Origin of the sequence: Paraliobacillus zengyii, from assembly GCF_003268595.1 — a bacterium.
In the GTDB taxonomy this organism is placed as follows: domain Bacteria; phylum Bacillota; class Bacilli; order Bacillales; family Amphibacillaceae; genus Paraliobacillus_A; species Paraliobacillus_A zengyii.
The window spans coordinates 700,556-725,062 of sequence record NZ_CP029797.1 but is presented as its reverse complement, the minus strand read 5'-3'; the positions used below and the strand labels follow the sequence as shown (position 1 = coordinate 725,062).

Here is a 24,507-nt window from a genome sequence, read left to right as displayed (position 1 = left end):
ATTTTCATTGATAAAAAACTTTACTTTCTAACTAATGGCAAGCTACAACAGCGGAATGAACCACCAGACTTGATAATCTCATTAAATTCTACTTCTATCACTTCGTAACCTAAATCTCGGAGCTGTTGATTAACTAATTTATTCTCTGGTAAGCTAATAACTTTTTTGTTACCAATAGATAATACATTTGTTCCCAGAGTGAATTCTTCCTCATCGCTCACTTCAATTAGTTCATAGTGTTCTTTTATCTTTTGTAAATCTATTTCGGTGAATGCTTTCGGATAAATAATGCCTAAATTGGGCGCTAAGCAATTAAATGCACAATCTAAATGTAATATTCTATCTGCAATTGGTAATTTAATGATTTGATGATTTGGTAATAGGGACTGGAGAGCATCAGCAGCTTCAAACGTGGTGCGCTCACTGATACCAACCCAAACTTTGTCACCATCAACTATCACATCCCCACCCTCAATTGATTCTTGCGCAAATGACTTGTATACAATATTCTGTTCTCGTAGAACATCCTCTAAATGCGACACCTCAGGCATGCGCACTTTATCACCCATTTTAGCCGTAATTAGGGTATCACCTATACAAAAACCTATATCTCGTGTAAAGACCTGTTCATGTAGCTCGATTTGCGGTGTAATATCAATAACTTCAATATCATGGGCTTTTAATACATTTACAAATCCATCATGCTGTTCGGTTGCAATTTTGGTATCAATATTTTCTGTTTGATAATGCTTTTGCGTTTCATTAATAATTTTACCGATTTTCATGTGGGCTGGTGAGCATACAATCACTTTTTCTAAAATACCATATTCTGTATCACACATTACATTTCCTCGCGAACTCATTTCCACAAGAACGACCTCCCTTTTTTATATCTATACTATTAATTATACCAGAATTTAACGAATTGGTTTATTGATTAGTCTTCCAACTCCCGATACATCAATACGATAAGTCTCGCCATCTGTCGCTATCACAATATCACCAGCTTTTGCAGTAGAATATAATGTCGCACCTACGTCGAGTAATTTATTAACTGTTGTACCTACGGGATGTCCATATGTGTTATCTTCCCCATATGAAAGAATTGCAATCTCAGGGTCAACTGCTTGCAAAAAGGCAAATGAACTTGATGTATCAGAACCATGATGGGCAACTTTTAATACTTCTGATTCCACATCTGTTCGTTGCATCAACTTAATTTCTTGTTTCTTTTCAACATCACTCATTAACAAGAAATCGACTGATCCATAGGTTAAGGACAGTGCTAGTGAGGATTGATTGTTTGTTTTCAAAATAGAATTTGCATTTAATACTATCAGCGAAATATTGTCTCCTAATGTTTTCATTGTATTTACCTTAGCAATTTCTATCGGGATATTCCCATTTTTTATTTTTCGAAAATAGCGATGATAAGTTCTTGTATAATAAAATTTACCACTATCCCAAATCTCTTTAATTTTAAATTGATCAATAACTTTAAGTAGACCACCTATATGATCGATATCTGGATGTGTTGCTATTAATAGATCAATCTCTTTTATATTTTGTTCTTTTAAATAAGCAATAACTTTTTCACTTGCATCTGGTGGACCGCCATCAATTAAGATATTCTCTTGATTTGGTGTTTCAATCAAAATACTATCCCCCTGGCCAACATTAATAAAATGAACAAGCATTTCTTGCTCTGTTGCTTCTAACTCATTTGTATATCCAATAAAAGTCATGCAAAAAATAAGAAGATAAATGACATATTTTTTGATTTTTCTTACCTCCTTACAAAGTCATTAAAGTATCTTACCTTCTATTTTGCTATTTAAATTAAAAATTATGATAAAAAATACGACATCCCTAATGGATGCCGCATGTAGCTATATTAATTTATTTTCTTAACTTGCACTTCATCATTGACAATTTCAACTTGAATATTGATCATATCATTGTTCTCGTCATCTAGCATTAAGTCTGTAATGCCATCTTCCACTGTATCCTGAATCACACGACGTAACGGTCGAGCACCAAATCTTGAATCATATCCTTTGTTAGCTAAGAATTTTTTCGTGTCTTCTGAAACAGTAATTGTATATCCTTGATCTTCAACGTTTTCTTCTAATTCATTTAACATGATATCAACAATTTGGATTAGATCCTGTTGTTTTAATTCGTTAAACGGAATAATCGCATCAAAACGATTTAGAAATTCAGGCTTGAAATAGTCACTTAGTGTTTCCAATGTGGAAACTGCTTCATTATTCGTACTATTAAATCCTACACTGATATTGTTAACACCTGTTCCTGCATTACTTGTCATAATAATCACCGTCTCTTTAAAACTCACTGTTCGACCATGACTATCTGTTAGATGTCCATCCTCCATGATTTGTAGGAACATATGCTGTACATCCGGATGTGCTTTTTCAATTTCATCCAATAATATAAGGCTATATGGGTTACGACGAACACGCTCTGTTAACTGTCCCGCTTCTTCATGTCCAACATATCCTGGTGGAGAACCAATTATTTTTGAGACAGCGTGTTTTTCCATGTATTCACTCATATCTACACGAATTAGGGATTCTTTTGTACCAAATAGCTCTTCAGCTAATGCTTTCGTTAGCTCAGTTTTACCAACACCTGTAGGACCAACAAATAGGAAAGAACCAATTGGACGATATTTTGATTTCATTCCTGCACGACTACGACGCACAGCCTTAGCTACCTTTTGGACTGCATTTTCTTGTCCGATTACTTTTGAACTTAAATTCTCAGCTAAATGTTGCATTTTTGATTGCTCGTCTGCTTGAATTTTTCGAACTGGTATACCAGTCTTTTCTTCAATAATTAACTGAATGTCTTCAATTGTTACCGAAGCTTTCGTTTGTTCTGTTGTATCATTGATTTTTTTCTCTAACATTAATTCTTTATGTCTTAAATTAGCTGCCGTTTCATAGTCTTCTTTTTCAGCAGCTTCTTGTTTCTCTTTGGCTATTTCATCAATTCGTTTTTGCAATGACTCTTTATCAGAATCTTCATTTGCTAAATTCAAGCGAGACCCTGCTTCATCCATTAAATCAATTGCTTTATCTGGTAAGAATCGATCTTGCAAGTAACGTTGAGATAACGTTACAGTACTTTCTATTGCTTCAGGTGTGTATGTTACATTGTGAAACACTTCATAACGATCTTGTAAACCTTGCAAAATAAGTACCGCTTCTTCTACTGACGGCTCTTTTACAATAATCGGTTGAAAACGACGTTCTAAAGCAGCGTCTTTCTCAATTTGACGATACTCTTTTAGTGTAGTAGCACCGATTAACTGTAACTCACCTCTTGCTAATGCAGGTTTTAAAATATTTCCCGCATCCATTTGTGAACCTTCTGATGAACCTGCACCAACTAGTAGGTGGATCTCATCAACAAATAAAATTACATTCTTACGATTTTGAAGTTCAGCAACTAATTTCTTTATACGTTCTTCGAATTGACCACGCACACCAGTATTAGCTACAAGTGATGCTACATCTAGTAAGTAAACTTCTTTATTCACTAATTTAGATGGTACATTACCTTCTGCAATTCTTAGAGCTAAACCTTCTGCAATAGCTGTTTTACCAACACCTGGTTCACCAATTAATACTGGATTATTTTTATTTCTTCTATTTAATGTCTCCATAACACGTTTTACTTCTTTTTCACGACCAATTACTGGGTCAATAATTCCAGCTTTAGCAGCATGGGATAAATTACTTCCTAATTCATCTAATAAGCCCTCTTTCTTGCCACTAGCTTGTTGTTCACTATTTTGACTAGCACCAGAGAAGAAGTCTTCAAAACCTTGTGCCCCTCCTTGACCTCCAAAATTATTTAGAGAATTCTTGGCATTTTGTTGAAGTTCTTTAAAGCACGTTTCACATACATGCAATTGTTGCATTTGTTCATTATATTTAAGGGCTACATTAATATTAGCTGGACGATTTCCACAGTTTTGACAATTCATTAATATCTTCCTCCTTCAGAAGAGTAAGTAAAGTTTTTAATAGATCAAGATTGTTTTGACTATCTTTGACCTTTGATACCATTATAATTTGACTATCTTTGACTTTCAAGTATTTTGCTTCATTATTTTAAAAAATATAATAATAAAAAAGAAGAGGATCTCGATCCTCTTCTTACAACACACACACTATAATGATTTTTCCTCACGTTTACGTAATTCAATACGTCTGATTTTTCCTGATGATGTCTTTGGTAACTCATCTATAAATTCAATCTTTCTTGGATATTTATATGGTGCAGTCATTTTTTTTACATGATCCTGCAACGTTTTTACTAATTTATCATCATTCTTATCAATATTATCTTGAAGTACAATATAAGCTTTTACAACATTACCACGAATTTCATCCGGGCTAGCAACTACCGCGCATTCTTTTACTGCATTATGTTTTACTAATGCGTCTTCAACTTCAAAGGGTCCAATTGTATATCCGGAGCTAACAATAATGTCATCACTACGGCCTTCGAACCAAAAATAACCTTCCTCGTCCATTGTTGCTTGATCACCTGTAACAAAATAATTACCTCGATGCGCTTTTTTCGTACGTTCTTCATCTTTATAATAACCTTTAAATAAAGCAGGTGTATCCAATGGTATTGCGATATCACCAACTTCACCAACCGGTACTTGGTTACATTCTTCATCGATTAATACCACTTCATTACCTGGTGTAGGTTTACCCATTGAACCAGCTTTTACCTTCATTCCTTTTAGAAAACCTAATAGTAAAGTACTTTCTGTTTGACCGTAACCATCTCGAACAGTTATATCAAAATGACGTTCGAATGTATCAATTACTTCGCGATTCAGCGGTTCACCTGCCGAAACTGCACTGTGCAGCTTCGGTAACTTATAATCAGACAGGTTATCTACTTTTGCCATTAACCGATATTCTGTTGGGGTACAACATAGTGCATTTATCTCTTGATCTTGCAGTAATTGTAAATACTTTTTCGGATCGAATTTTCCGTCGTATATAAAACCCGTTGCTCCTGAACCTAGTACAGACAGCAATGGACTCCATACCCATTTCTGCCAGCCAGGGGCAGCCGTAGCCCAAACTTTATCCCCTTCCTTAATGCTGAGCCAATTAGCTGGAGCAGTACGTAAGTGTGCATATCCCCATGCGTGCGTATGCATAACACCTTTTGGATTTCCGGTTGTACCAGACGTATATGGTAAAAAGGCAATGTCATCACTTTTACTATCTACTATTTCTAATTGATTGGAAGCCAACTCTTTTTCTTTATCAATAAATGTCCATTCGGATACCTCTGCACCAACAGTGAATTTTTTCAAAGTAGTCAATTGTTCGATTTCTTTAAATTGTTCAGCAAATGGATAATAACTTACTATACCTTTTGCTTCTCCGTGTGTGATACGGTATTGTAAATCTTTTGTTCGCAACATTTCTGAACTAGGAATCAGAATAATACCTGTTTTTAAAGCAGCTAAATAGACTTCATATGTATCAACTAAACGGGGCATCATCACTAGAATTTTATCCCCTTTTTGCAAACCATTTTCTAAAAATATGTTTCCAATTTTATTAGCATTTTCTAATAGTTTTTTATAGGTGATTTTCTTTTCCTGACCTTGATCATCCTGCCAAATTAGTGCAATACGCTCGGGATCTTGTGCGTATTTCTCCATTTCCATTGCAATATTATAATATTCTGGGGCTATTAATTCTTGTTTATTCATATGTCACCCTTCTTTTTTAGTAGTAGGTACTAATTACATGTCATTATATCAGTAATTAACAATTGAGCAAAGGAATTTACTTAAACTTCCTTATCTGCTACGTCAGCAAACGATCTTGCTGGGGGCGAGTAATTGTAATGCACCCCAAATGGATTCCCTTTCCGTGAGCACAGTCTCAAGCTTTCTTCTAATAAGCAAAGGTCTCTTTCCGAGTGGATCCTCAACTTGTGGGATTGCGATTACTCATCCCATCGAAAACATTTGCTATTCCCACAGGAGTGTCATCCATTTGCTTCCTTCGCTGGTCTCTAATTTTACAAATGATATCAGTTACATGCTAATTTCATAAAACAAGATTTAAAACAGTTCATTTTTATGTGCAGACTTATACTCTCTGTTAGTGATGGAAAGATGAATATTAGCGTATCAAGTGAAATTGGCGACACTCCTGCAGGAACAGCGCGGGCTGAAGATCCACTCGGAACGTTCTTTGTTTCCGAGTTAGCTGAAGCCGTGCCTGCGGAAAGGGAGTCAATTTTACTTGAGAAGCGGTTCAGGTAATTCTGTTGTGTCGCAGTTGATGGTAAATTCAAAGCAAGGAACGGTATTTCGAATTTCATGAAAAATTATTCATGATCAAGAATCTTTTAGAAAATAGTCTAAATCAAAAGTTTCTATAACTTTTACACAGCTATCTGATCAGGGAATATGTTATGATGGAATTAGAATTAAAGGAGGGCGTTCACATGTATATTGAATTACAGTCCAATAAAAAAACAATAAATGTTACAGTTAAACAATTATACCTTTATAAGCAAAGTAAAGTCATGGAAGCATTTGATGAACATAATAATTACTATTACCTCGTTTTTTATAAAGATACTTACATGAATGGCATGAAAACAGATCATATAAAATTAAACTCTCATATACATCAAGCATTTACGTCAGGAATAAGAATAGATGCTGAACACCCTATCATCCACCATCTCACAAAAAATGAAAAACTCCCACTCATACGTTTTAATCAATTATATAAAAAAGTTCAACAAGACTATTCACCAATTGAAACAGCCTTAATCTTTACATTTTTTGATTCTTTCACTGCTGAAGGATCAGCTACACAGTTGCTAAAGAAAACATTCTATGATTTTCGCCGAAACGGTAAAATGCTTAAGGCTTTTCAAGTATTAAAACTATTGGCAGCACATGACCAAAAGAACCAATTTGCCAAAGATATGCTTGAAAATATGCAATTCCAACGTTATGCAACCCAATACCAAGACTATGAACAATTAGTAAAGATTGACCCCCTATATTTAGAGTCTTCTTGTTTTACCAACTTGGAAAATAAGATAGCATTGCATTATTTATTGATGCTTCTCCACACAGAAAATCGGTGGATTGATACCCTGATTATTCGCACACACTTATTAAAAAATAAGTTTGAAGAAATGCAATGGAACGCTCTTGAGCAATCATTGAAAACATTCACTATCAATGAACAAATTACGCTTCTATTTGATATATATCAATCAAGTCAACATGCAGATATTGAAAAAGCATTAACAAATAAATTAATTGGATCTTCTCACCACAATGATCTTGTTGTCTTTATCATGGAACACAATTATCAACCACAAGAGAATCAATTAGATCAAATTGTTGATCATTTAACACAAGCAGATCCTAAAGTAATATCTAGCTATTTTAATCATTCCAATCAGCAACTCGTTCAATTAAGTAAACATCTTACAGCAAAACAAATCGAGACACTTATTACGCCTTTTATAAAAACCTTTTTGGAGGATTATAGTATTTCAGAAGTTCGCAAATGGTTTACTCCATTTCATGAAGTTGAGCATCACTTCTCAATTGAACAAACTTTAACTAAAATGAACAATTTACAAGATGATCCTGATAACCAATTTCTTCTTGGAGAATTATACATAAAATTTAATCAATTTGAGAAGGCAATCGACTGTTTTAAGTGGGAAATTGAGTTAAGCCCGAATAGTACACAGGCTATTCAAGCCTTAGCTAATTTATATAAGCAATTAGGCAATCATACAGAGGCAAAGACTTATCAAAACCTACTTATTCAAACGCAAAAATATGGTTAAAGCCAATTTCATATCCAAAAAAGAAGGTGGCCAACTAGATAATATGTTGGCTACCTTTAATAATTTGTTCCACTTACACCTGCCTCTACTTTAAGTCTTCAAATGATTCTCATATGATATACTACTAATAATTATACAATTCAAATTTAGGTAGGTGCTAACATGAAAAAAAACTATTATGCCATTATAGATATTGGTTCTAACACGATGCGTTTAGTTATTTATGTACAAGAAAAAGCAGGAAGGCTTCGTGAAGTTGAAAATGTTAAAGCCGTCGCCCGTCTTCGTAACCATCTAGATCAAGATGAGAACTTAGCTCCTGAGGGCTCAGATATTCTTATCCATACCCTACAAAACTTTCGAGATGTATTAAAAACATATGATTTAACCAATTTCGTTTGTGTGGCTACAGCAACCATCCGTCAAGCCAAAAACCAATATACATTAAAGAAGTTAGTTAAAGACCACCTTAATTGGGAAATGCGTATTTTATCTGAACAAGAAGAAGCATTCTACGGTTATCTAGCGGTAGTTAATTCAACATCTATCAAAGAAGGTATTACGATAGATATTGGTGGTGGAAGTACGGAGGTTACGTATTTTAAAGATCGTCAGCTCATCCATGCTCATAGTTTTCCTTTTGGGGCATTAACCCTTCGAACTTTTTTTGAGAAAGAAGGCTCTCCTGAATCAAATCTTAAGGATTTAAGGGAATACTTATTCCATCAATTTAAATCATTGGACTGGCTTACTCGAAAAGCCATCCCATTAATTGGAATAGGCGGTAGTGCACGAAACTTAGTACAAATTGATCAGAATCAAAAAGCCTATCCATTAGCTGGTTTACATCAATATAAAATGGATTATAGTGATATCGTTGGCATTAGTAACTATTTATCATCTCTTTCGTTAAAGAAATTACAAAAAGTTGAAGGGTTATCAAAGGATCGCTCAGACATTATTTTGCCAGCAATCGAGGCCTTCCATTGTTTATATATTACCATGGAAGCTGAATGTTTTGTATTGAGTAGAAAAGGATTACGTGATGGCATTTTTTATGAACTATTAGCTCCTAAAAACGATGATATTTTATTTCCTAATGTATTAGAAGACAGTATTCAGGAATTAATGAATGATTATAACCTAAACCCTGAGAATATCTCGCATGTACAATATTTAACTAAGTCATTATTCGATAAAATTAAAGAAACAGGTATAGTTTCCCTTTCCAACCAAGATTGGAAACTAATAAAAAGAGCCAGCCAAGTATTTAATTTAGGTGATTACATTGATTCTGAATCAAGTGCCGAGCATACTTTTTATCTTTTAGCAAATCGTACTATTGATGGATTAATGCATGTTGATCGTCTGAAAATTGCTCTGATTGCTTCTTTTAAAAACAAAACTGTCTTTAAACAATTCATACGACCTTATAAGAATTGGTTCTTAAAACAAGAACGGAAAAAGATGAAATTATTAGGTTCGTTATTAAAATTCACTTCTTCCCTTGATGCAACAAAAAGACAAGTTATAACAGATCTAGATTTAGTTATTAAAGAAGATGTTATCCACCTAACCTTTTATTGCGATAAAAACTGGATGCCTGAAGCATATCAAAGTGAGAAGCAAAAAAAACATTTGGAAAAATCTCTGCACAAATTAATTGAAATTCACTTCATCTCTAACTAAAAATGAATAAGCATCTTTTTTCATCATATGCTTAGTAGTAAACTTTACAAAAACTTTACGTCGATATCTCTCTTAATTCTTTCTTTTTTGTTAAGATAAAAGGGAGATGATCTACAAAGGATGATGAAGAATGATACTAACCGACTATCAACAAAAACTGGATAATCCAGCTTACTATAATAATCGGGAATTAAGCTGGTTATCCTTTAATGAAAGAGTTCTTCAAGAAGCTTCCGACAGTACCAATCCGTTGCTAGAACGATTTCGCTTTCTTGCTATATTTGCTTCCAATCTAGATGAATTTTTCATGGTTAGGGTTGCCGGGTTAAAAGACCAGGTTAAAGCTGGTTTCAATAAAAAAGACAATAAATCTGGATTATCACCCAAGAGACAGTTGGATCAAATTGCCGAAAAAAACCATGTGCTTGTATCTGAACAATATAATATATATCAATCTTTACAGTTGCAATTAAATAAGGAAGACATTGCAATAGTATCTGTTGATTCACTCTCCTATCAACAAGAAGAGACATTAGAACGCTATTTTGAAGAGAATATATTTCCAGTCTTAACGCCAATGGCTATAGACGCTTATCATCCATTTCCAATGCTACTTAATAAGTCAATTAATATTGCAGTAGTTTTAGAAGCAGAAGATAACACCGATTCAATTGACGATGACGTGACAACTACTAAATCAGCAATTGTACAAGTACCTGCATTATTAGATCGATTCATTCAAGTAGATGATAACGATCATTACGTTTTATTAGAAGAAGTTATTTCTTACTTTATTTATAAATTTTTCAAAGGGTATCATGTTCGATCAAAAACCATCTTTCGTATCACAAGAAATGCTGATATGACTATCCATGAAGAAGGTGCGCGTGATTTATTAAAAGAGATTGAGAAAGAACTAAAAAAAAGAAAATGGGGAGCTGCTGTTCGTTTAGAAGTAAAAGAAGGTGCCTATGATCAACAGGTTGTGAATTTTTTATTAGATGTGCTGGAAATACACAAAAAAGACTTATATGTTATATCTGGTCCTTTAGATCTAAGCTTTCTCTTTCAATTTTATAATAAATTGGCAACAGAATATGAACCCCTTGTTTACCAGAAATTGATACCACAACCATCACAGGATATTGATAGCGATGAAAGTATCTTTGATGCAGCTAAACGGAAGGATATTTTTCTACACCATCCATACGAATCTTTTGAGGCTGTTGTGGAGTTACTTCGTGATGCGTCAATTGATTCTGATGTACTCGCTATTAAACAAACCTTATATCGTGTTAGCGGTGACTCACCGATTATTAAAGCATTAAAACAAGCTGCGGAAAACGGGAAGCAAGTAACCGTCTTAGTTGAACTAAAAGCGCGATTTGATGAAGAGAAAAACGTACAGTGGGCAAAAGAACTTGAAAAAGCTGGCTGTCATGTTATTTATGGGATGAGCTCTCTAAAAACACATAGTAAAATCACACTGATTGTACGGAAATATGAGGGTAGAATAGAAAGATTTGTTCATTTAGGAACTGGTAATTATAATGATCAAACTGCTGCATTTTATACAGATATGTCGTTAATTACAACCAAACGTAAATTTGGAATTGATGCTACTAATTTTTTCAATTACCTTAGTGGCTTTACCCATAAACCACATTTTCATCATTTGTCAATGGCACCATACACAATTAGAGAAGACTTTATTCGTTATATTAATCAAGAAATTAGTTTTCATCGTAAAAGAGAAAATGGCCACATCATGCTTAAAATGAATTCATTAACTGATAAACCCTTAATCACGAAATTATATGAGGCTTCTCAAGCAGGGGTTAAAATTGATTTAATCATTCGTGGAATTTGTTGTTTAAAGCCTGGTATCCAAGGTGTTAGTGAAAACATTCGAGTACGTAGCATTGTTGGTCGCTTTTTAGAGCATAGTCGCATATATTATTTCCACAGTGATGGAGATGAAAGAATACTACTATCATCTGCCGATATGATGACAAGGAATATGATTAAACGCGTAGAATTAATGTTTCCAATTTATGATACATCGATTAAAGAACGGATAAAGAACATTCTTGATATTTCCTTACAAGACAATCTTAAATCACGTGAACAAGCTTCTGATGGTAACTACTATTATGTGAAAGCAAATATTGATGAAGCTGACTGTAACAGTCAAATGCTTCTTTATGATATGGCCTATCAAGTAATGGACGATGAAGAATAAGTAAAAAGACTAACCAAGTATGTATTGCTTCCAATAAATTGGACTGCAGTACTAAACGGTTAGTCTTTTTACGTCACACATTTTTACATGCTAATTAATTCTTTTGGTATGGTGTTTTTTAATACTAAATCATCTAAACTTTTAAACGTGTATCCCTGCTTGTGAAGATCTTCGATAAAGTATTGTAATGCTTCAGCATTATCTTCTGACACAGTGTGCAATAAAATAATTGCCCCTGGGTGAATCTGATCCATTACTTGTTGATACGATTTTTCCCAGCCCTTTTGTTGATCTGTTTGCCAATCAACAAAAGCTAACGACCAAAATACATTTATATAACCAAATTCATTTGTCCATTTAATTGTTTCTGGATTAAAGATACCTTTAGGTGGACGAACATATTGTAAATCCTTTTGATCTGTAATTAGACCTACTGCCTCATCTAAAGTCGCTAATTCTTGTTTCATTTTTTCCTTTGATATCGTCGTGAAGTCGGAATGATGATTGGAGTGATTACCAATAATATGACCATCAGCATCCATTCGCTTCACTAAATCAGGTTGACTTCTAACATAATGACCAGTCACAAAAAAAGTTGCTGGAACATCTTCTTTTTTTAGTACATCTAATATGGACTCTGTATATCCAGCTTCATAACCATTATCAAATGTCAGGTAGACAACTTTATCACCAGACTTATCTAGATAGTAGCCACCATTATTCTCTAATATTTGCCCATAACTACCAACTTCTGGAGGGTTATGATTGGTTCCTTTTTTATAGCCCCAGCCATAACTTGAACCCTCTGCGATAGTTGGCATTAAAGTAACCATTAAAACTAACGAAAAACTAAGTAACATAATTATTTTTTTCATAGCAATCACCCTGTTTTTTCTTTTAGTTTGTCAAGAAACCAAGTGATTTATACAAATTCTATAAAACCAATGCAGCTATCCATCCAAAAATAAATAACGGAATATTAAAGTGAATAAAAGTTGGAACGCATGTATCCCAAATATGATGGTGTTTTCCGTCCGCATTAAGTCCAGAAGTAGGACCTAGTGTACTGTCGCTTGCAGGAGAACCAGCATCACCCAAAGCACCCGCTGTTCCAATTAATGCTGCAGTTGCCATCGGCGAAAAACCTGTCGCAATACATATTGGTACATATAATGCAGCAAGAATTGGTATTGTTCCAAATGATGAACCTATCCCCATTGTAATCAGTAGACCAACTAATAATAAAACCACTGCAATAAGCGCTTTATTATCACCTAAAAGATCTGAAGATACTTCAACCAAAGCAATTACAGCTCCAGTCTCACTCAAAACATGACCAAATCCTGAAGCGATTAACATAACAAAAGCAATTGTACCCATCATCGTAATACCCTCTGTCATGATAAAATCGCCTTTTTTAAACGGCACGACTAAGAAAGCAAACATTAGAATCAAACCAGTTAGAGCACCAATAATTAAATTGTCTGTTACAAGTTGCATAACTAATGCACCAATAATTGCAATAATTGTTAGCCAATGTTTACCGTTAAATGTTACTACCGGATCCAATTCATCTTCTTTACTATTTAATGATTGATTATCAGCTTTTTTAGGTTTGCGATATGTAATAAAGACAGCAATCAATAAACCAACAATCATTCCAGAACCAGGAATTAATAAAGCTAACGCAATCTCATTTGTTGAAATATCTACTCCGTTATTTGCCATTCCCTTTAATATAGTTTCATGGAATAGTAAACCAAATCCTGCTGGAATCATTACATATGGAGCCTTTAATCCGAATGTTAAAGCCGTTGCTACTGCTCGTCGATCCAAATCCATTTGATCAAATAATTTTAATAATGGCGGAATTAAAATTGGAATAAAAGCGATATGAACAGGTACAAGATTTTGCGATAAAGAAGCAATTCCAGCAATTACAAGGACAAGCATTGTTCTCTTTCCTGTTAAAACGCGAATTAAATACCGAACTAATAAATGCGTTATACCTGTGTAACTAATTGCTGCAGCAAAAGCCCCCAACAGAATATAACTTAAGGCCGCACTAGATTGACCACCCATTCCCTCAACAAGTAAAGTTATCGACTCAACTAAATTCAGTCCAGCCATTAAACCAGCAATTAAACCTGCTGTAAGAATTGCAATAATAACATGTACACGTGCTAAACTTAATATAATCATAACTAACACAGAAATAACTACTACCCAAGCCATGTTTATCCTCTCCCTAAGTTTTATCGATATAGCAATTTACTATGATAAAGGATCGATCAAAAAAAAGCAATCCTTCATTAAAAGGATTGCTGCCTGTTAGGTTAACTCTTTTTCCATCTCTTCAATCATATTAATTAAGCGATCAATATCTTCAATTGATGTCTTACTTGGATCTAGATTATCTAATTGATCTGAAAATGTTTGTAACTGTAATTTTAATTGTGTAATCTTGTCTTGTTGATTCATAATATAACTCCTCATATATTCATTTACTCTTTTCATACTACGAAAAAAAGAAACACATGTCCAATTCATGCTATAATAGTATCGAATTCTGTAATTGGAGGTAACGACATTGGATCTAGATAACATCTTAGTATTTCTAAATAATGTTTTAGAAAGTGATATAGCCCAAGTCATAATTGGTGGCTTCTTATTATTAGTTATTGTTTTTGTTTTACGTAAAATAATACGTTCCTTTTTCCAACGAACGCGATTTGTTGATGATAAAAAGGAAAAAACCATTGAATCGATGTTAAATTCGATTATAAAATATATCGCTACAATTGGATACATTTTCTACGTCCTGACTATTTTTGGATTTAATCCAGCAAGCATGCTTGCTGGTGCTGGGGTACTTGGTATTGTGATTGGTTTTGGCGCACAAAGTTTAGTCAAGGATTTATTAGCTGGTATCTTCATGCTCTATGAAAAGCAACTACAGCAAGGGGATTGGATTAAGGTTAACAATACTTATGAAGGTCTTGTTGAAGAAATTGGATTTCGGGTAGTCAAAGTACGCCAATGGTCGGGTATATTGGTGACAATTAGTAATGGACAAGTAGAAACTATTGAAAACTTTAATGTAAATAAAATGCGTGTAATAGAAAGTGTAACGATCAGTTTTTATGAAGATCCAAAGAAGATTTTTACAATCCTAGAAGATATATGTATAAGGTTAAATGTTGAACTAGCCGATTATCTAAAAAAGGATCTCACAGGGAGTCCTGTAGAGCCTTTTACTCTCTTTGGGCTTGGTTCTTTAAATGACCAGAATCATGGCTACCAATATACTATCACTGGATTATGTCACGATCTAGCTTATTTTGCCGCTGCAAAAGAAACACGAAAAATCATTGCACAAACAATGTATGATAATCAAATTCAAATGGCTGAACAACATGTTCATGTAAATTCGAATAAAAACTAGTTTATAACAAAAAAGGTTTCTGCATATGCAGAAACCTTTTTTTATTTCAATTCAAAAGAAAATGAAACATGATCTTGAATCGGAATCCAAGCACCAATTCCTTGTTTTGTCACGTTTTTTACAACTATTTTCTTCTTTGAACCTTTTAGTTCTATATATACCTCACCAAAAGTAACTTCCCCTTTTTCACTGAGCGCTGGTGCAAATGCATTTAAATAACCAATCTTTTTAACCGGAACTGCATACGTATTTGCCTTTTTTGTATCTTTTCCAAATATAGTGTGAAAGGAGAGTGGTAATGCAATATTTTTTTTAGCTTCAAGTAGCATCATTTTTTTAATTTGATCAGGTCTATCTATTTTTGCAGTTAGTGCGCCTTTTACATCTGATTTTTCCAGTTGATTGTAACTCATTGTTTTTTGTGCATCACCGGAAATGTTATTCATTTCGTTTGTATTGATTTTTTGGTATTCCCAATTCACATTTGTTTCATCTGACTTATAATTTAAAGGCCAATGTCCTAAAAATATACTGCCACGATAACCAAGTGCAAATGGTGAGGTTTTTATCGTTGTTTCGTTTAGCATCTTAATCAGATCTGGATTATCTATCGGTATATCTGACTCGTTTATCATTTCTTCAACAAATTCACTCGGTTCCAAAGTTACTTCATCTTCAGTTGAATTCGGGTACGTATTCTCCTTTGATATTGTTAAAACATAATTTGGAATTTCTAATTTGTTCTCCTCATTAGATTTAGAGTCTTTCGCATCGCTACTAAAAGGAAAACTAAAAACAATTAATAGTGTCATGTAAATTACCAACTTATTTCTCATACTTTCAATTCCTTCCCTAAACATTTAGGGATAGTATTTTTCTTAATTAACTAAAATATACACTAGATGGTTTTTTGACCATTATCTAAATAGGTAGCCATACGATTTGCTGTTGGCTCAAATAACTGAATAGCAGGACCAACACCAAATAATATAATAAATGTTCCAACACCGATAGGACCACCAATTAAAAATGCGATAACAAGAGCAGTAGCCTCTGTCAACGTTTTAGCAACCATTGTACTTAAATGAAACCTCTTCTTCAACGCGACCATGAAACCATCAACTGGATTCAGAGAAAATTTTGGTTGTAAATAGATAGACACTCCAAATCCTAATACAGATATACCTATAAGTAGCAGAAATAATTGTTCTATTAGACCAGAGAAATTCCATGACTCCATTACAATCAATAACCAGAAGTCAATCATCAATCCTATCACTAATATTGTAATAATCGCAAAGTAATCAGGTCGTTCTCTCACAATCCAAGCGTTTACTAGCATTAAAAGCAAACCAATAATAATTACCCAACTTCCTACCGTTAAACCAATTACACTAGATAATCCTACATTTAACGCATCCCAAGCCCCAGCTCCTAGATCTGCCTTTATCGTCATCGAGATACCAAAAGATAGAATAACTATACCAACTAAAAAAAAGATTGAACGAACTTTAAAGCTCTTCATTACTTCCTCGTCTCCCCATCAATTACTTTTTTTATAATACTTCTTATGTAAAAAAGAGCCTATCCAAAATGAAATGAATAGGCTCTTTCAGTTTATATGCTTAATTCGATCGATTCAATACTTTCTTCAATTTCAATGCTTGATTCAACTGAACGAATCATGGAACATTTCTTTCTAGCTACAGCTAAATGCTTATATAACTTATCATCACTCAGATTTTTCCCTTTAATAACATAATGTATGTTTATTTTTTCAATACGATCTGTTTCCTCTGGATTACTAGTGATTTCAGTACGAATAAATATATCATCTACTTTTACCCTTTGTTCTTCTAAAACTTTCATAAATACAGATGCACTATTACCAGCAATTGACGCTACCATCAATTCGGAAGGTTGAAATCCAAAATCTTCATCGCTTGAAATATTTAACATACCATAAGGGAGATTGACCCTCATTCCAGCTTCCTTATATTGAAATTCCATCTATACCACTCCTTTATTACTATGGTATTAGTCTGTTCCCTTTTTAAATTACTATTACACAGTATTTTAGCAATTAACTTCAAATTGACCTTTGACATAAAAAGCTTTAAATTATAATTATCGTGTTTTTTTTACATAATTTATTCAGATGAGATCGGAGGTACGAAGAATTGGTGTCATCTAAGGTACGTTTTGGGATTTTAATTAGTTTTGTTACAATTTCCGGATTCTCACAAGGTATGTTATTACCCTTACTTGCGATTATTTTAGAACAAAACGGGGTATCATCTTCGGTAAATGGTTTACATGCTACAGGCCTTTATATTGGTGTTTTACTTGCATCACCATTCATGGAGAAACCTTTACAAAAACTAGGGTATAAACCAATTATATTAATTGGTGGATTTTTAGTAGTAGCATCACTGGCTTTCTTTCCAATTTGGCAAGCACTATGGTTCTGGTTCATTCTACGTTTATTAGTTGGAATTGGTGATCACATGTTACACTTTGCAACACAAACGTGGATTACCTCGACTGCACCACCTGAGCGTCGTGGTAGAATAATTGCCTATTATGGGTTGTTTTTTAGTCTAGGCTTCTCACTAGGTCCGACCATGACAAGATTGCTCACCATTCACGAGAGCCTTCCTTTTATTGTTGCAGCAACTCTTTGTTTTATCGTCTGGTCATTAATGTTTTTCGTTCGAAATGAATTTGTAAATACAAATGATGGGATTGAAACAGTTGAAATGAAGTCCTCCATTGGACGTTTTATCAAGACTGGTAAAATTGCTTGGGTTGCTTTATTAGCTCCCTTTGCCTATGGAATTTTAGAGGCAAGCTTACACGGTATTTTCCCTATCTATGGATTACGAATTGGACATGATGTCAATCTAATTTCTCTCGTTATCCCCTTCTTTTCATTAGCTAGTTTAATTACTCAAATTCCTTTAGGAATAGCTAGTGATAAAATAGGTAGAAAACGAATGCTACTTTTAGTAATCACTTGTGGCATCCTCATTTTCTTTATTGGTGCACTATTAGAAGACTCGGTTGTATGGATATTTGTCACGTTTGCAGGTGCTGGCATGTTCCTTGGTTCACTCTATTCACTTGGAGTCTCCTATATGGCTGATTTACTACCTAAAGCCTTATTACCCGCAGGGAATATTATGTGCGGTATTGCTTTTAGTTTAGGAAGTATTACCGGTCCGTTTCTCGGTGGAAAGTTTATTGAATTATTTCCTAATACATCGTTTTTTTATGTTATTATAGCTTTATTATTAATTGTAATGCTAGCCATTGCATCAAAAAAAGAGACAGTTGACGTTATGCGCGCATCATAACAGTAACTGTCTCTTTTTCTTACAATTTATTAATCCAAAATCTATTTACATCTTGTTTGGTTGGCATACCTGCTTGTGCACCAAATTTGGTTACAGCTAATCCAGAAACCGTGTTTGCTAAAAGAACGGACTGTCTGATTGTCCATCTTTTCGAAATACCATAAGCTAATCCTGCATTAAAGGCATCACCTGCACCTGTAGTGTCACGGACTTCACCTAGTTGCTTTGCAGCAATTTTTATTACATTTTCACCATCCCAATAAGCGCAACCCTTTTCACCTAATGTAACAATTAGCTCCGTGGTATGTTTTCGATTCCATTGTTTAAATATTGTTTCAAGGTCTTCATTTGCGTTATCTAATAAAACAGCTAGTTCACTTTGATTTGGTGTAATATAGTCAATATATCTCAACAAATCTTCGGTCAATTCTTGTGCAGGTGCAGGATTAACGATCGTAGTAACATTATTCTTTTTGGCTAATTGCAGTGCATATTTCACTGTTTCTAATGGTATCTCAAACTGCATAAGTAAAACATCCGCGCTTGCAATGACAGCCTCTACCTCATCTACATAAGCTGTTGTACAAGCAGTATTTGCACCTGGAACAACAATAATACTGTTATCTTTAGGTGTATGTATAATAGTCGCAATTCCTGTAGCAGTACCATTTACTTGCTTAATATGTTGACGATCGATCGTCAACTGATGTAACTGTTGCATTATTTTCTCACCAAAAATATCATCACCAATTACACCAAGCATTTTTTTATCTGCATCTAACTGTTTTAATCCTATAGCTTGGTTTGCACCTTTTCCTCCAGGTACATAACGAACACTTTCACCGAGAACTGTTTCTCCAACTTCTGGTTTCCGTGCTGCTGATACCACAATATCCATATTTAAACTACCTAAAACAACCACACGTTCTCCCATTATTTACACCGCTTTCTTTTAAGCTAACTCTAGTTTACAAAACGGCTGTACTTTTTTTCAAGCTTTTCCTGGAAAATTGAAATTAGAATGCATAAAGGCCAATAGATTAAAGCCACTACAATATACATGGTTAGCGTATCAAATGTTCTCCCACCAGCGATTTGCGCTTTTTGAAATAACTCTGGTACGGTAATAACGGCTGCTAGTGATGTTGCTTTCACTAAATCTAAGAAAATATTTGTTAACGGAGGAATAGCAATTCGGGCTGCTTGTGGTAAGATAATACCTCTTAGTGTCTTTCCATAAGATAAACCGAGCGTTAAAGCCGCTTCCCATTGACCGTCATCTACGCTATTTAGGGCAGAGCGATTTATTTCAGCGATATATGCTGCGCTATTTAAACCAAATCCAAGCACCGCTGCTTGATATGCTGTGAATTCCAATCCAATTTCTGGTAGACCAAAATACAAGATAAATAAAAACACAAGGATGGGTGTACCACGCATAAATGAAATATAGACTCTAGATGGATATCGTAAAAACTTTCGCTTTGAACTCCTACCTAATGCAAGAAACAACCCTAAGACTAAACCAAGTGCCATCCCTAAGAAAGAGACAGCAATTGTCATTGGTAGACCACTTAAAATGAACAGAAAATTGGCGATCGCTGATTCAACATCAAAAATCTTCGTTATGAAATTCATTTAGCTACTCCTTTACAAATCAAGACCTTCAATTTCTTCAATTTCACCTTCTGGTTTTTGAGAGGCATCTTCTCCATAGAACTCAGTTGCTAATTCGGTTAACGTTCCATCTTCACGCATTTCTGCTAAAACTTCATTAATCTTTTCTTGCAATGTTGTTGCTTCTAATGACATTATAACAGCCTGTTCAGTCGGATGGAATTTTAAATTTGGATGTAGCATGATATCAAATTCAGGAAAGGCACCTACACCAAACTTTGATAAATAATAATCATTAACAATTACATCTGTTCTTCCATTATTAACATCTCTTAAGTACGCTTCATTTGGAGCATTTCCATATGTGACAACTTCAGCACCAAAGTGCTCTGCAATTTGGCTGTAGATTGTTGTTGCTCCACCACCTGCTTTTTTACCTTCTAAATCTTCTAAGCTGTTAATTCCAGAATAATCATCTTTTCTTACAACCATTGTTGAATAAGAATATTTGTATGGCTCTGAAAAGTTAAATTGTTCTTTGCGCGTATCTGTAGCTTCGATATCATTTACTGCAACATCAATACGACCACTATTAACAGCAGGTAACATGCTATCTATTCCCATAATTTCAAAAGTTACGTCCAAATCAAGTCGGTTCCCGATTTCTCTCATAACCTCAACATCATAGCCTGTTAATACATCCTCTGACTCTTCGGGGTAATAAGATGCAGCAATTAAAGTACCAGATGTTCCAGCGACAATTTCACCTTTTTCTTGAATTTCATCCCAAATAGCCGTTGATTCAGATGGAACACTTTCTGATGTATCTTCATCACCATTTGAAAGTCCACATGCGGTAAGGGTCATTAAACCCATTATCATTATTAACAAAAACCACTTTTTAAACATAAACATACCTCACTTTTTATTGTTATAATTATTTCCTGATTAAAAATATAACAGTTTATTCCCACTATTACAATAATTATTCTTTCTGTTATAAAAAAATATTCCGTCTGTACTATACGTAATTAGTTTTTAGATTCCGTTTAAATAAAGAAGAGCTGACTAATCAGCTCTTCTCTCCTCTTCTTCGTTTTAATATTGCATTAATCTCTCCACCAGTAATAATAATAACCCCTGAAATAAAGAACCAAATCATTAAAACAATAACACCACCAAGACTACCGTATGCAGCTGAATAATTTCCTATTGTACTTACATAGTACGAGAACCCTAAAGAAACCATTTGCCAACCTATAGTTGCGAATAACGCTCCAATTACAGCATCTTTTATATGAATACGTTTATTAGGTGCTAACATATATAAAGCTAAAAACACAATAAAGAAAACCATTGAAGAGATAATCCATCTCAAGGCATCCCAAACTTCTAGGAATCCACCTGATATCCCAACAAACGAAAATACATATACTCCTATCGCCTTACCAAATATCGGTAATAGAAAAGCAACAATAATAACTAACAACATTGCCAACAATAAAACAATCGCTATCAGACGCGAGACAATAAATGAACGGTTTTCTTCCACATCATAAGCTTTATTAAAAGCATTCATTATAGCATTGGTTCCATTTGAAGCAGACCATAACGTACCAATAATACCAATAGACAACAAACCACCATTTCTTTGATTAACGATCTGTTCGATATTATCTTCAATAAGTTCAAAAGTTCCAGCAGGTAGATACGTTGCCATAAAGTTTAGTATATCCTGGTAATCTAATGGTAAATAACCTATTAAGGTAACTAAAAATATCAAAAACGGAAATAAAGATAATAAAAAGAAATATGCTAACTGTGCGGATAGGCCAATAACATCATCATCATTAAATCGTTTGAATAATTGTTTTGCGAATGTGATTATATTTTGCACATTATCCCCACCATCTATTTTACTGATTTATTTTCTGTTTCCTCCAGCGTTTCTTGAACTTTGTTAATTAGTTTGATTGTCGTATTCATACCATCTAAAAGTGTATTTGTAGCAGATTCACATTGCATTCGCAAATTACCCATATAAACTGATGGATGATTTAGATAATAAAATGTTTTATTTTTTGTTTTCTTTAGTCCAGTTATCACTTCTTTTCGTGTAGTACGGTCTAATAAAGTTATTGATCCTCCTACAATCGCACCTAACAACATACCTTTATACATTAATCCTTTTGCCATTTATAACGCCCCTTTTATTTGTTTTTCTTGTTTAATTGCTTTTAACAAAGCCTCACAACCACTTTCTACTAACTGATATGTGTAATCAAATTTCTTCGTGAAATATGGATCTGGTACATTTCTTTCCTTTGCCGCATCAACATAGTCCATTAACTTGGCAACTTTAACTCCCTCAGCATTCTTCTTTATTTCTTCCAAGTCATGAATATTCTGCTCATCCATCGCAATAATATAATCAAATTCTTGCCAATCAGCTTCAGAAACCTGTCTAGCTTTCATTCCATGATAAGAAATTTGCTTTTCATCCAACATTTTTCTTGTCCCCTCATGTGGTGGTAGCCCAACATGCCATGCACCGATTCCTGCTGAATCTATTATAAATTGGTTGGCCAGTCCTTCTTTTTCAACTAAATCACGAAAAAAAGCTTCCGCCATTGGCGACCTGCAAATGTTTCCTAAACAAACAAATAAAACCTTTATCATTTTTATATACCACCAATCGATTAGATTTACTCCTATTATACGCAACTATATCGTTTTTTTAAAATTTTACCTAATTATAGAAGAAAGTTTAATTCGACAAAAATACCTATTGACTTTCGTTCTAAAATTTCAGAAAATTTAAACAGTAAAGAAAAGGAGGAAAATAATTTGCTATTAGATACAATCAATCAAATCAGCGGTTGGGTTTGGGGGCCACCCTTACTTATCCTATTAGTCGGAACAGGTATTTATTTAACGTTTCGCTTAGGATTTTTGCAAATAAGGGCATTACCTTATGCATTAAAGTTAGCTTTCTCTCCTTCAAAGAATAAAGATGAGAAGGGTGACATTAGTCACTATCAGGCGTTGTCAACTGCAATGGCCGCTACGATCGGAACTGGTAATATTGTTGGTGTAGCAACTGCAATTGTACTCGGTGGACCAGGAGCAGTATTTTGGATGTGGATCACTGCTGTATTTGGTATGACAACCAAGTATGCCGAAGCACTCTTGGCAGTAAAATATCGGACCACCAACAGTAAAGGCGAAATGTCAGGCGGACCAATGTATTACCTTGAACACGGATTGAAAATGAAATGGCTAGGTGTTTTATTTGCTATTTTTGGATCAATTGCCGCTTTTGGAATTGGCAACATGGTGCAGGCTCAATCTGTTGCTAGCGCTGTAGAAACAACATTCAATATGCCAACTTGGGTAACTGGAATCATTCTTGTAGCTCTTACTAGTTTAGTTATATTAGGTGGCATTAAAAGTATTGGTCGAGTTACCGCATTTTTTGTACCTATTATGGCACTTTTCTATGTAATTGGTGGACTAATTATTATGATCTTAAATTTCGAACTAATTCCCAGTGCTTTTCAAGTTATCTTTAATGATGCATTCACAGGAAGTGCGCTAGGTGGTGGTATTTTAGGTTCAGTTATACGTTATGGTGTTGCACGTGGTGTATTCTCAAACGAAGCAGGTCTTGGATCAGCACCCATTGCGGCTGCGGCAGCAAAAACAGACTATCCTGGACGCCAAGCACTTGTATCGATGACACAGGTGTTCATAGATACTATTATTGTTTGTACTATTACAGGTGTAACAATTGTGATGGGAGACCTCTATATGACTGGCTTAGAAGGTGGTGACTTAACTTCTGCATCTTTTGAAGCATTTCTAGGTTCTGCAGGTGGCTATATTGTTACAATTGGTATAATATTTTTTGCTTTTTCTACTCTTGTAGGATGGTCCTACTATGGCGAAAAATGTTTTAGCTATTTGTTTAACGATAATGCTATTACTTATTATCGGATAGCATTTATCGTCTTTGTATTTGTCGGATCAATTGCTAGCTTAGATGTGGTTTTTGGTATTGCAGATATAATGAATGGATTAATGGCATTCCCTAACTTGATTGGATTGCTTGGATTATCTGGAGTTGTTATAGCAGAAACAAAACATTTCTTAAAAATTATCAAGGAAGAGAAAAGAACCAAAAAACAAACAGTAAATATGTAATTAAACAAATCCCTCATCCTACTAGTAGGATGAGGGATTTGTTTAATCTAAGA

The 24,507-nt window shown here is 34.3% G+C and carries 22 protein-coding genes; 6 read left to right on the top strand and 16 right to left on the bottom strand.

Translation table 11 applies throughout. The features are described from left to right. Positions 1-20: 20 nt before the first annotated feature. The 4 genes from DM447_RS03575 to mbcS form a co-directional block, all read right to left on the bottom strand. Positions 21-863, bottom strand: a complete 843-nt coding sequence (locus DM447_RS03575) for a dimethylarginine dimethylaminohydrolase family protein (protein WP_112182643.1) — start codon at positions 861-863, stop codon at positions 21-23. A gap of 54 nt (positions 864-917) precedes the next feature. Further along, positions 918-1,745 (bottom strand): ComEC/Rec2 family competence protein, encoded by an 828-nt coding sequence (locus DM447_RS03570; RefSeq protein ID WP_112179937.1) that lies wholly within the window; start codon positions 1,743-1,745, stop codon positions 918-920. A 149-nt stretch (positions 1,746-1,894) separates the two neighbouring features. After that, positions 1,895-4,015 carry an ATP-dependent Clp protease ATP-binding subunit gene (locus DM447_RS03565; RefSeq protein WP_112179936.1) on the bottom strand — a complete coding sequence of 707 codons (2,121 nt, stop codon included), beginning with the start codon at positions 4,013-4,015 and terminating at the stop codon, positions 1,895-1,897. Between the two features lie 186 nt (positions 4,016-4,201). Beyond that, entirely contained in the window at positions 4,202-5,779 is a 1,578-nt protein-coding gene (gene mbcS / locus DM447_RS03560; RefSeq protein ID WP_112179935.1) for an acyl-CoA synthetase MbcS, read from the bottom strand. Positions 5,780-6,525: 746 nt separating this feature from the next. Between mbcS and DM447_RS03555 the strand changes: the two genes are divergently transcribed. From DM447_RS03555 to DM447_RS03545, 3 genes are all read left to right on the top strand, one after another. Beyond that, the gene (locus tag DM447_RS03555) at positions 6,526-7,902 is read left to right on the top strand and encodes a hypothetical protein (protein ID WP_157967344.1); all 1,377 of its coding nucleotides are present in this window, start codon (positions 6,526-6,528) and stop codon (positions 7,900-7,902) included. A gap of 162 nt (positions 7,903-8,064) precedes the next feature. Continuing rightward, positions 8,065-9,591, top strand: a complete 1,527-nt coding sequence (locus DM447_RS03550) for a Ppx/GppA family phosphatase (RefSeq protein ID WP_112179934.1) — start codon at positions 8,065-8,067, stop codon at positions 9,589-9,591. A gap of 130 nt (positions 9,592-9,721) precedes the next feature. Then, entirely contained in the window at positions 9,722-11,833 is a 2,112-nt protein-coding gene (locus tag DM447_RS03545) for an RNA degradosome polyphosphate kinase (protein ID WP_112179933.1), read from the top strand. Between the two features lie 83 nt (positions 11,834-11,916). On the opposite strand, the gene pdaA is transcribed toward DM447_RS03545, so the two are convergent. The 3 genes from pdaA to DM447_RS18425 all read right to left on the bottom strand — a co-directional run bounded on the left by pdaA (position 11,917) and on the right by DM447_RS18425 (position 14,314). Next, positions 11,917-12,708: a delta-lactam-biosynthetic de-N-acetylase gene (gene pdaA / locus DM447_RS03540; protein WP_112179932.1), complete on the bottom strand. Its 792-nt coding sequence runs from the start codon at positions 12,706-12,708 to the stop codon at positions 11,917-11,919. A gap of 58 nt (positions 12,709-12,766) precedes the next feature. After that, positions 12,767-14,068, bottom strand: a complete 1,302-nt coding sequence (locus DM447_RS03535; RefSeq protein ID WP_112179931.1) for a Na+/H+ antiporter family protein — start codon at positions 14,066-14,068, stop codon at positions 12,767-12,769. A gap of 96 nt (positions 14,069-14,164) precedes the next feature. Continuing rightward, positions 14,165-14,314 (bottom strand): SE1561 family protein, encoded by a 150-nt coding sequence (locus DM447_RS18425; protein ID WP_198663142.1) that lies wholly within the window; start codon positions 14,312-14,314, stop codon positions 14,165-14,167. Between the two features lie 109 nt (positions 14,315-14,423). On the opposite strand from DM447_RS18425, the gene DM447_RS03530 reads away from it, so the two are divergent. Further along, entirely contained in the window at positions 14,424-15,278 is an 855-nt protein-coding gene (locus DM447_RS03530; RefSeq protein ID WP_232824162.1) for a mechanosensitive ion channel family protein, read from the top strand. Positions 15,279-15,319: 41 nt separating this feature from the next. On the opposite strand, the gene DM447_RS03525 is transcribed toward DM447_RS03530, so the two are convergent. The 3 genes from DM447_RS03525 to DM447_RS03515 form a co-directional block, all read right to left on the bottom strand. Beyond that, the gene (locus DM447_RS03525; RefSeq protein WP_422385907.1) at positions 15,320-16,090 is read right to left on the bottom strand and encodes a YfkD famly protein; all 771 of its coding nucleotides are present in this window, start codon (positions 16,088-16,090) and stop codon (positions 15,320-15,322) included. An 86-nt stretch (positions 16,091-16,176) separates the two neighbouring features. Then, the gene (locus DM447_RS03520; RefSeq protein WP_112179929.1) at positions 16,177-16,803 is read right to left on the bottom strand and encodes a YczE/YyaS/YitT family protein; all 627 of its coding nucleotides are present in this window, start codon (positions 16,801-16,803) and stop codon (positions 16,177-16,179) included. Between the two features lie 92 nt (positions 16,804-16,895). After that, positions 16,896-17,288, bottom strand: coding sequence for an OsmC family protein (locus tag DM447_RS03515; protein ID WP_112179928.1), 393 nt, complete (start codon positions 17,286-17,288; stop codon positions 16,896-16,898). 170 nt (positions 17,289-17,458) lie between these two features. Here DM447_RS03515 and DM447_RS03510 point away from each other — a divergent pair, with 170 nt between their 5' ends. Beyond that, positions 17,459-18,634 carry an MFS transporter gene (locus DM447_RS03510; protein WP_112179927.1) on the top strand — a complete coding sequence of 392 codons (1,176 nt, stop codon included), beginning with the start codon at positions 17,459-17,461 and terminating at the stop codon, positions 18,632-18,634. Positions 18,635-18,653: 19 nt separating this feature from the next. Here DM447_RS03510 and DM447_RS03505 read toward each other — a convergent pair whose 3' ends face one another. The 6 genes from DM447_RS03505 to DM447_RS03480 form a co-directional block, all read right to left on the bottom strand. Then, positions 18,654-19,568, bottom strand: a complete 915-nt coding sequence (locus DM447_RS03505) for a ribokinase (protein ID WP_112179926.1) — start codon at positions 19,566-19,568, stop codon at positions 18,654-18,656. Positions 19,569-19,597: 29 nt separating this feature from the next. Continuing rightward, entirely contained in the window at positions 19,598-20,272 is a 675-nt protein-coding gene (locus DM447_RS03500) for an amino acid ABC transporter permease (protein WP_112179925.1), read from the bottom strand. Between the two features lie 12 nt (positions 20,273-20,284). After that, entirely contained in the window at positions 20,285-21,160 is an 876-nt protein-coding gene (locus tag DM447_RS03495) for a transporter substrate-binding domain-containing protein (RefSeq protein WP_112179924.1), read from the bottom strand. Positions 21,161-21,323: 163 nt separating this feature from the next. Next, on the bottom strand, positions 21,324-22,148 hold the full coding sequence (locus DM447_RS03490) for a YihY/virulence factor BrkB family protein (protein ID WP_112179923.1): 825 nt from the start codon (positions 22,146-22,148) through the stop codon (positions 21,324-21,326). Positions 22,149-22,162: 14 nt separating this feature from the next. After that, the gene (locus DM447_RS03485; protein WP_112179922.1) at positions 22,163-22,447 is read right to left on the bottom strand and encodes a hypothetical protein; all 285 of its coding nucleotides are present in this window, start codon (positions 22,445-22,447) and stop codon (positions 22,163-22,165) included. Next, a complete protein-coding gene (locus DM447_RS03480; RefSeq protein WP_112179921.1) occupies positions 22,448-22,930 on the bottom strand; it encodes a low molecular weight protein-tyrosine-phosphatase in 483 nt (160 codons plus the stop codon). Between the two features lie 168 nt (positions 22,931-23,098). On the opposite strand from DM447_RS03480, the gene DM447_RS03475 reads away from it, so the two are divergent. Further along, positions 23,099-24,454, top strand: a complete 1,356-nt coding sequence (locus DM447_RS03475) for an alanine/glycine:cation symporter family protein (RefSeq protein WP_112179920.1) — start codon at positions 23,099-23,101, stop codon at positions 24,452-24,454. Positions 24,455-24,507 lie beyond the last annotated feature (53 nt).

Coding starts and splice junctions, on each gene's coding strand:
- DM447_RS03565 (WP_112179936.1), bottom strand. CDS start 4,015: ATGAATTGTCAAAACTGTGGAAATCGTCCAGCTAATATTAATGTAGCC.
- DM447_RS03520 (WP_112179929.1), bottom strand. CDS start 16,803: ATGAAGAGCTTTAAAGTTCGTTCAATCTTTTTTTTAGTTGGTATAGTT.
- pdaA (WP_112179932.1), bottom strand. CDS start 12,708: ATGAAAAAAATAATTATGTTACTTAGTTTTTCGTTAGTTTTAATGGTT.
- DM447_RS03480 (WP_112179921.1), bottom strand. CDS start 22,930: ATGATAAAGGTTTTATTTGTTTGTTTAGGAAACATTTGCAGGTCGCCA.
- DM447_RS03555 (WP_157967344.1), top strand. CDS start 6,526: ATGTATATTGAATTACAGTCCAATAAAAAAACAATAAATGTTACAGTT.
- DM447_RS18425 (WP_198663142.1), bottom strand. CDS start 14,314: ATGAATCAACAAGACAAGATTACACAATTAAAATTACAGTTACAAACA.
- DM447_RS03550 (WP_112179934.1), top strand. CDS start 8,065: ATGAAAAAAAACTATTATGCCATTATAGATATTGGTTCTAACACGATG.
- DM447_RS03495 (WP_112179924.1), bottom strand. CDS start 21,160: ATGTTTAAAAAGTGGTTTTTGTTAATAATGATAATGGGTTTAATGACC.
- DM447_RS03485 (WP_112179922.1), bottom strand. CDS start 22,447: ATGGCAAAAGGATTAATGTATAAAGGTATGTTGTTAGGTGCGATTGTA.
- DM447_RS03505 (WP_112179926.1), bottom strand. CDS start 19,568: ATGGGAGAACGTGTGGTTGTTTTAGGTAGTTTAAATATGGATATTGTG.
- mbcS (WP_112179935.1), bottom strand. CDS start 5,779: ATGAATAAACAAGAATTAATAGCCCCAGAATATTATAATATTGCAATG.
- DM447_RS03525 (WP_422385907.1), bottom strand. CDS start 16,090: ATGACACTATTAATTGTTTTTAGTTTTCCTTTTAGTAGCGATGCGAAA.
- DM447_RS03545 (WP_112179933.1), top strand. CDS start 9,722: ATGATACTAACCGACTATCAACAAAAACTGGATAATCCAGCTTACTAT.
- DM447_RS03535 (WP_112179931.1), bottom strand. CDS start 14,068: ATGGCTTGGGTAGTAGTTATTTCTGTGTTAGTTATGATTATATTAAGT.
- DM447_RS03570 (WP_112179937.1), bottom strand. CDS start 1,745: ATGACTTTTATTGGATATACAAATGAGTTAGAAGCAACAGAGCAAGAA.
- DM447_RS03515 (WP_112179928.1), bottom strand. CDS start 17,288: ATGGAATTTCAATATAAGGAAGCTGGAATGAGGGTCAATCTCCCTTAT.
- DM447_RS03500 (WP_112179925.1), bottom strand. CDS start 20,272: ATGAATTTCATAACGAAGATTTTTGATGTTGAATCAGCGATCGCCAAT.
- DM447_RS03575 (WP_112182643.1), bottom strand. CDS start 863: ATGAGTTCGCGAGGAAATGTAATGTGTGATACAGAATATGGTATTTTA.